General features: G+C 73.4%; 6 protein-coding genes. 5 read left to right on the top strand and 1 reads right to left on the bottom strand.

The features are described 5' to 3' along the window. Positions 1 to 208 precede the first annotated feature (208 nt). Positions 209 to 751 carry a hypothetical protein gene (locus tag Voc01_RS22875; RefSeq protein ID WP_203929561.1) on the bottom strand — a complete coding sequence of 181 codons (543 nt, stop codon included), beginning with the start codon at positions 749 to 751 and terminating at the stop codon, positions 209 to 211. Positions 752 to 792: 41 nt separating this feature from the next. Here Voc01_RS22875 and Voc01_RS22870 point away from each other — a divergent pair, with 41 nt between their 5' ends. The 5 genes from Voc01_RS22870 (at position 793) to Voc01_RS22850 (ending at position 6,055) form a co-directional block, all read left to right on the top strand. Further along, complete coding sequence (locus Voc01_RS22870; protein WP_203929560.1) at positions 793 to 1,536, top strand: SDR family NAD(P)-dependent oxidoreductase; 744 nt, start codon at positions 793 to 795, stop codon at positions 1,534 to 1,536. 30 nt (positions 1,537 to 1,566) lie between these two features. Then, positions 1,567 to 1,992: a PaaI family thioesterase gene (locus Voc01_RS22865; protein ID WP_203929559.1), complete on the top strand. Its 426-nt coding sequence runs from the start codon at positions 1,567 to 1,569 to the stop codon at positions 1,990 to 1,992. Then, positions 1,992 to 2,561, top strand: coding sequence for a GNAT family N-acetyltransferase (locus Voc01_RS22860; RefSeq protein WP_203929558.1), 570 nt, complete (start codon positions 1,992 to 1,994; stop codon positions 2,559 to 2,561). Before Voc01_RS22865 ends, Voc01_RS22860 begins: the two co-directional genes overlap by 1 nt. Before the next feature lie 19 nt (positions 2,562 to 2,580). Next, positions 2,581 to 3,672, top strand: coding sequence for a DNA polymerase III subunit beta family protein (locus Voc01_RS22855; RefSeq protein WP_203929557.1), 1,092 nt, complete (start codon positions 2,581 to 2,583; stop codon positions 3,670 to 3,672). Positions 3,673 to 3,748: 76 nt separating this feature from the next. Next, entirely contained in the window at positions 3,749 to 6,055 is a 2,307-nt protein-coding gene (locus Voc01_RS22850) for a putative bifunctional diguanylate cyclase/phosphodiesterase (RefSeq protein WP_203929556.1), read from the top strand. Positions 6,056 to 6,058 lie beyond the last annotated feature (3 nt).

Genomic DNA, 6,058 nt, shown 5'->3' with positions numbered 1-6,058 from the left:
GGCGGAGAGGGGGCGCGCATGGGCAAAGCCGACATTTTGGCCCGGACGGATCTCCGTCGCCACTGTCCGTTACCGCACATCCGCCCACCGGGTCTGTACCGGCCGCCTTGATCGTCGTCCGCGGAACGAACGTGCAGCCCCGCTGCAGTTCCGTTCCTCAAACAACGATCAACACACCACGACTGCGTACGAATCGACGAAACAGGCGCTAGCAGGTCGGGTCGTCGCGGGGTGGCTGGTCCGCCCGGCACAGGTAGCGTTCGCCGCCGGCCACGTGCCAGAGGTCGCCGTCCTTGCGGAACCAGTCGTCCTGCTTCTTGATCATGGGGATCAGCACGCCGGTGGCGCCGCTGGCCGTGGTGAGCTCGGCGGTCACCGTGGCCCGGCCGGCCGGGCAGTTCTGGCCGCTGCACTTCTCCGGGTTGGTCAGCACCACCCCGGTCACCCGGTACGCACGCACGCCGATGGTGCGCAGCAGCGCGGCGAACTCCGTCGGGTCCTTCACCTTCGGGTCGTGCAGCAGCGCGATCGCGGCCTCCACGTCCTGCCGCTGCCACGCGTCGAGGTAGGCGTTGGCCACCCGCGTGACCTCCGACCGGTCGGCGTCGTCGCCGGGCAGCACGTGGAACAGCGCCCACAGCCCGCCACCGCCGCACAGCAGCACGCCGAACAGGAGCGCGGTGAGGAAGATCACCACAGTTCGACTGCGGGTGCTGCCCTGGAGCCCGGCCCGCGGCGGCGCGTCGGTCACAGCGCCAGGCTAACCGCGAATCCGGAACTACCGTGGTCGGAATGCGTGGAGCTTTTGTGGTGACCGGCGGCAACCGCGGGATCGGCCGGGCGATCGTCGAACGGCTGCTCGCCGACGGCGCTCACGTGGTCACCGTCGATCGTGACCCCTCCGACGGCCCGGACGGGGCGATCACGGTGACCGGCGACGCCACCGACGAGGCCGTCTGCGAACGCGCGGCCGACCTCGCGGGCACCCTCACCGGGTGGGTGAACAACGCCGCGGTGTTCCGCGACGCGTCGGTGCACTCGGCGAGCCCGGCCGAGGTGCTCGGCCTGATCACGACGAACCTGAACCTCGCCCTGGTCGGCTGCACGGTGGCCGTGCGCCGGTTCCTCGCGGCGGGCACGCCGGGCGCGATCGTCAACGTGTCGTCGCACCAGGCACAGCGGCCGGTGCCGGGCTGCCTGCCGTACGCCACGGCCAAGGCCGCCACCGAGGGCCTCACCCGCGCGCTCGCGGTCGAGTACGGCCCGCACGGCATCCGGGTGAACGCGGTCGCGCCGGGCTCGGTCGAGACCGAACGCTGGACGGAGTACCTCGACGGCCTCGACCCCGCCGAGGCCGCGGCCGTCACCGACGAGATCGCCGCGCTGCAGCCGCTGGGCCGGGTCGCCCGGGCCGACGAGGTGGCCGCGGCGGTCGCGCTCCTCCTGTCCCCCGACGCCAGCTTCATCACCGGCACCGTCGTACCCGTCGACGGCGGCCGCGCCGCCCGCGGCCGCGACCCCGAACCGCCGCGATAAACGTCGCACGTGTGTGTTAGCAACACAGCTATGGAGAGAGAAGAGCCCTTCTGGGACTTCGTGGCCGGACGCACGCAGGCGCCGCCGGCCGCCCGCACGCTCGGCTGGCACCTGGAGGAGGTCGATCCCGCGGCCGGAACGATCCGGGTCGCGTTCGAGGCCGCGCCCGAGTTCCGCAACCCGATGGGCAACATCCAGGGCGGCTTCCTCGCCGCGATGCTCGACGACACCCTGGGCCCGGCGCTGGTCGCCACGCTGGAGCCCACCCAGTTCGCGCCCACGCTGGAGCTGAAGGTGAGCTTCCTGCGCCCGGCCCGCCCCGGCCGGCTGGTCGGCACCGGGCGGGTCGTCCACCGGGGCGGCACCATCGCGTTCCTCGAGGGCGACCTGCGCGACCCCGAGGGCAAGGTCGTCGCCACGGCCACCGCCACGGCCCGCATCGTCCGGACCGCCTGATGGCGCACGTCGACTTCACCGTGCTCGCGGCCGAGCGGCTGGTGCTGCGCCGGTTCCGCCCGGCCGACCTGCCGGCGTTCGCCGCCTACCGCAGCGACCCCGAGGTGGCCCGCTACCAGACCTGGTCGGCGCCCTACCCGCTGGACGCCGCCGAACGCATGTTCGCCGACCTCAGCACCCTGCACCCCGACACGCCCGGCGAGTGGTACCAGTTCGCGGTGGCCCTGCACGGCTCCGAGGAGCTCATCGGCGACTGCGGTGTCCACGTCCGGGCCGACGATCCCCGCCAGGCCGAGATCGGGTTCACGTTCGCCCCGTCGAGCCAGGGCCGCGGCTACGCGTCCGAGGCGGTGCGCCGCCTGCTCGACTACCTGTTCCTCGAGCGCGGCAAGCACCGGGTCACCGCGGCGTGCGACGACCGCAACGTCCGGTCGGCCGCCCTGTTGCGCCGGGTGGGCATGCGCCGCGAGGGGCTCACCGTGGAGAGCGTCTGGTCCAAGGGCGAGTGGACCAACGACGAGCTCTACGCCGTGCTGGAGAGGGAGTGGCTTGACCTTCAACAAGGGTGAAGGCTCAGCATCTGACGCCGTGGAGAGCGACCTCCTCAGCATCGGTGAGCTGGCCCGGGCCAGCGGACTGAGCGCCAGCGCGCTGCGGTTCTACGACCGCGCCGGTGTGCTGCGCCCCGCCCACGTCGACGCCGCCACCGGGTACCGGTGGTACCTGGCCGGCCAGGTGCGCCCGGCCCGCGTGGTGGCCGCCCTGCGGCGGGTCGCGATGCCGGTCGCCGAGATCGGGCGCGTGCTCGCCGGGCCGGCAGAGGTGGCAACGGCGCTGATCGACGGGCACCTGCGGCGGCTGGAGACCGGTCTGGCCGACGCGCGGCACGAGCTCTCCCAGGTCCGCGGTCTGATCGAGCCGGAGGAGCTCCCCATGGGTACCACCGCCACCGTCCGGGCGGCCGACCTGGCCGGCGCCCTGAACGCCGTACGGTTCGCGGTCGGATCCGACCCGGAGCTGCCGATGCTCGCCGGCGTGCTGGTCGAGCTGGCCTCCGATGCGGTGCGGCTCGTCGCCACCGACCGGTTCCGCCTCGCCGTGGCCGCGGCGCCCTGCGTCGCCGCTGCCGGCTCCGGGGGGACGAGTGCCATCGCGCCGACCCCGTTCGTCGACCGGGTGCGCGCGCTCCTCGACGCGGCCGGCACCGTCGGGACGACGGCCGCGTCGAGGAGCGCGGCCGGCACCAACGAGGTGAACGCCGAGGTGACCGTCGACGGCGGGCGGATCACGGTGCGGGCCGGCGAGCGGGAGGTCACCGGCACCGCCCTCCCGCACGACTACCCCGACTACCGCCGGCTCCTCCCGCGCGCCGCGACCCGGAGTGTGCCGGTGAACGCACACCGGCTGCGGGAGGACCTGGCCGCCGCGGGCGACGGCGCGGTCGCCGTCCTGTCGGTCGGCACCGACGACAGCGTCGGGGTGGAGACCGGCGAGCCGGTGGCCGGCGCCGCCCGCATCGGTGTGAACCCGCGGTTCCTGGCCCAGGCGCTCGCGGCCGCCGGCGACCGGCGGATCATGCTCGAACTGCGTGAGCCGGCGCAGCCGATGGTGCTGCGACCGGCCGGCGGACCGGCCGACATGTACTCGCTGCTGATGCCGGTACGTCTCGACACCGCATAGCTCCCGCAGACAACTTAAGTCCGGCCGTATCGGGTCGAATCCACCACCGGGAATTCTTCTCGGGAACGGGTGGTCTGTGAAGCACGCGGGGCAGGGCGAGAGAGCGCTGTGGCGCGATCCGGTGCTCGTCGGCCTGCTGTGCTACGCCCTGCTCGCCAGCGCGTTCTTCCTGTCCGGTGCCGGCAGCGTCGCGACGCGCGTCACGGTCCTCTGGCTCCTGCAGATCCCGGTCGACGCGGCGCTCTCGGTGTTCTCGTGGCGGGTGCGGTCCGTGCGCGGCATCACGGTCCGCGCGCGTCGCTTCTGGACCACGTTGAGCCTCGGCGCCGCGCTGATCACGGTCGGCGACACCATTCACACGATCACGGTCGTCCTCGACCCGCGGCCCGAGTACGTCGGCGGCGGACCGGTGCAGAGCGTCTGCTTCGTGATCGCGATCGCCGCGTTCACCGGTGTGATGCTCACCTACGCGCCCGGTGCCGGACGCGGCCGCGAACGGCTGCGGTGGTGGCTCGACTCGGTGACGGTGCTGATCGGCGGCGGAGTGCTCGCCTGGTGGCTGGCGTTCGGCACCCACCAGGCCCACGACAGCGCGGAGGTCGCCGCGATCCTCGGCGGCGCGTGCGCGGTGCTGATCACCCTGTTCGCGGCCGTGCGGATGGTGCTCAGCCGGGCCGCGCCGCTGACCCAGTTCGCCGCCGCGCCGATGCTCGCCGCCCTGTTCCTGCAGTGCGTCGCGGTGTTCGTGATGCCCTTGCAGCCGGGCGAGCCCATCAGCCCGGCCGGGTACCTGATCCGCGTGCTGCCGTCGATCGTCGCGGCCGCCGGTCCGGTGATCCAGCACCTCCAGGCCAGTCGCGACCCGCAAGTGTTCGCGACCCGGCCGGCCCGGCACTTCAGCGCGCTGCCGTACATCGCGATCACCGCCACGTCCGGCGCCCTCATCGCGAGCCTGCCCTCCGACGCGGGCGCCGGGTTGTGGGGCGTCGTGGTCGGCACCGTCGGGACGATCACCCTGGTCGTCGCGCGCCAGTTGCTGACCCTGCGTGAGCTCGCCGAGCACGAGGGGCGCCTGGTGGAGCAGGCGTCCCACGACGCGCTGACCCGGCTGCTGAACCGGGCCGGGCTCGCCGAGCGGGCCGCGGAACTGCTCGCCGGTGACCATGCGCAGCGGATGGCCCTGCTCCTCATCGACCTCGACGACTTCAAGACGATCAACGACACGCTCGGCCACGCCGCCGGCGACCGACTCCTGGTGACCGTCGCCAGCCGGCTCCGGGAGGCCACCGGTCCCACCGACCTGGTGGCGCGGCTCGGCGGCGACGAGTTCGCGATCCTCCTCTGCGGCGACAGTGACGTCGACGCGGTCGCCCACCACATCCTCGAGGCGGTCAGCACCCCGGCCACGATCGGCGAGCAGACGCTGCTGGTACGCGCCAGCATCGGTGCCGCGGCCGCCGACCCCGGCGACGACCTCGACTCCCTGCTCCGGCACGCCGACATCGCCCTGTACGAGGGCAAGGACCGGGGCAAGGGCACCGCCGTGCGGTACGAACCGGAGATGCGCACCCGCCTGGTCGAGACGGCCGAGATGGGCGCCCGGCTGCGCGACGCGATCGACGACGGCGAGCTGCGGGTCGTCTACCAGCCGATCGTGCGCATCGACGACGGCCGGATCATGGGCGCGGAGGCGCTGGTGCGGTGGGTCCGGCCGGACGGGACGATGGTGCCGCCGGGCGAGTTCATCCCGGTCGCCGAGCGGACCGGGCTGGTCGTCCCGCTGGGGAGCTGGGTCCTCCGCGAGGCCTGCCGGGAGGCGGCCGGCTGGGTCGACACGTACGGGCCGGACGCCCCGGTGTCGATGAACGTCAACGTCGCCGGACGCCAGCTCCAGGAGCCGGGCTTCGTCGACGAGGTCGCCGACGCCCTGGCGTGCGCCGGGCTGTTCGCCGGCCGGCTCACGCTGGAGATCACCGAGACGGCCGCGCTGGAGGGTCCCGAGGTGATGCGCACGCTGCACGAGCTGCGCGCGCTCGGGGTGCGCCTGGCCCTGGACGACTTCGGCACCGCCGCGTCGTCGCTCGGCCTGCTGCTGACCTGCCCCGTGACGTCGCTGAAGCTGGACCGCTCGTTCGTCGAGGGCATCACCACGGTGACCCGTCAGAAGGCGGTCGCCACGGCCGTGGTGCAGATCGCGCAGGCGCTGGACCTCGACGTCGTCGCCGAGGGCGTGGAGTCACCCGAGCAGGCCGACCTGCTACGGGGCCTCGGGTACCGGCGCGCACAGGGGTTCCTGTACCACCGGCCGCAGGCACCCGAGCAGCTGGCCGCGGTGTTCCGTCAGGCCGCGACCTCGCGCCGGGACCCCGTGGTCACGTCGTGACTC

Origin of the sequence: Virgisporangium ochraceum, assembly GCF_016863655.1 — a bacterium.
GTDB classification, from domain to species: Bacteria; Actinomycetota; Actinomycetes; order Mycobacteriales; family Micromonosporaceae; genus Virgisporangium; species Virgisporangium ochraceum.
This window is presented reverse-complemented; position numbering and strand designations above follow the sequence as displayed.

Excerpts from the sequence above, each read along its gene's own strand:
- Voc01_RS22865 (WP_203929559.1), top strand. The coding sequence starts at position 1,567 with ATGGAGAGAGAAGAGCCCTTCTGGGACTTCGTGGCCGGACGCACGCAG.
- Voc01_RS22860 (WP_203929558.1), top strand. The coding sequence starts at position 1,992 with ATGGCGCACGTCGACTTCACCGTGCTCGCGGCCGAGCGGCTGGTGCTG.
- Voc01_RS22870 (WP_203929560.1), top strand. The coding sequence starts at position 793 with ATGCGTGGAGCTTTTGTGGTGACCGGCGGCAACCGCGGGATCGGCCGG.